This window comes from Dietzia sp. DQ12-76, from assembly GCF_014145045.1.
In the GTDB taxonomy this organism is placed as follows: domain Bacteria; phylum Actinomycetota; class Actinomycetes; order Mycobacteriales; family Mycobacteriaceae; genus Dietzia.
The window spans coordinates 1-1416 of sequence record NZ_JAALDV010000222.1 but is presented as its reverse complement, the minus strand read 5'-3'; the positions used below and the strand labels follow the sequence as shown (position 1 = coordinate 1416).

The following is a 1416-nucleotide window of genomic DNA, read 5'->3' as shown; positions in this document are numbered from 1 at the left end:
CTGCTCGGCGGCCGCGGGGGTGGTCGGACCTGCGTCGCCCGACCCGCCGGTGGGCTCGGGGGCGTCCACCGAGTCGTCGTCGACCTCCACGCTGGGCGGCAGTGTGCCGTACAGCGTCGCCGAGTCGCGCTCGACGTTGAGCACCTGGGCGCGGGGCCCCCGGTGCGTGGGGAGGTCGAGGGTCTTGGAGGCGAGGTTCGCCACGGTCGGGGCGTTGGCCACGCCGACCTCGACAAAACACTCGATGCCCAGACCGCCGCGCTCGATCGGCGTGAACAGCAACTCCTGGGTCTCGATCCAGCGGACCGGGCTGGCGAACTGCCAGGCCAGGAGCTCCACCAGGAGGAGGCGTCCCAGGCGCGTCGGGGTGGCGGACCACGAATCCCAGTCCGCGAGGACCTCCGCGAGGGAGTCGGCCGGCACGAGGTCCGCGATCTCCTGCACGAAGTCGCGCTCGAGACTGAACAGACGCGGCACGAGGTTGGGGATGTAGCGGCCCACGAGCACCGAGATGTCGATGTCGTGCGGGATCAGCGCGTCGAGGGTGGCCCGGAAGTCCGGGACGCCGCCGCGCAGGACGGTGGAGTGGAAGGGCACGTCGATGCCGGGCACCAGGATGAAGGCGTTCTTGCCCCCGGACCGCTCGAGCTCCCGCTCGACGGCCTTCTCCAGGGCCTTGCAGCCGGCGACGGTGCCGGCCAGCGCGTACTGCGAGCCCGCGAGGTTGTAGTTGACGATCTCGATGAACTCACCGGACTCTTCGGCCACGCCGGCCACCCAGTCCACGACCTCGTCGTCACCGATCCCCATCTGGGACGGCCGGATCGCGGCCATCCGGTAGTCGGACCGCCCCTCGGCATCGCGCGGGACGAGCTCGTGCATGGTCGATCCGCGCTGGAAGACGATCTCCAGCAGCGGCTCGAGCTCCAGCGTCCCGGAGATGGCGGCCAGGGCGTCGTACTCGCCGATCGAGTGGCCGGCGTAGTAGGCGCCGTCGACGAACAACCCGTCCGCCTCCAGCTCGGCGCGCTGCGCCACCGCGAGGCACGCCATCGCGACCTGGGTGAACTGCGTCAGGTACAGCACGCCGTCGGGGTGCCGGTGGACGGTGCCCCGGACGGTCACCTCCGTGGGATTGTCGCGGACGAGCGCCAGGATCGAGAAGCCGAGCGCCTTCCGGGTGTGCGCGTCGGCGCGGTCCCAGATCTCGCGGGCGGCGGGGCAGCGGGTGCGCCCCTCCATGCCCATCCCCTTGGCCTGGATGCCCTGGCCGGGGAAGGCGTAGACGGTTCGCGGGGCCTCGGTCAGCGCGGTGGCGGCCATGACGGTGGCCCCGTCGACCGTGCAGGTGACCTCGAGGACCTGGCCGCCGGCGAACCGCCCCGTCTGGACGGCCCGGACGGCGATGTGGTCACC

At 71.9% G+C, this 1416-nt stretch carries 1 protein-coding gene; it reads right to left on the bottom strand.

Annotated elements, in window-relative coordinates; genetic code table 11:
• The coding region (locus G6019_RS08585; RefSeq protein WP_182627415.1) for an acyltransferase domain-containing protein at nucleotides 1-1416 on the bottom strand (1416 nt) is incomplete at both ends.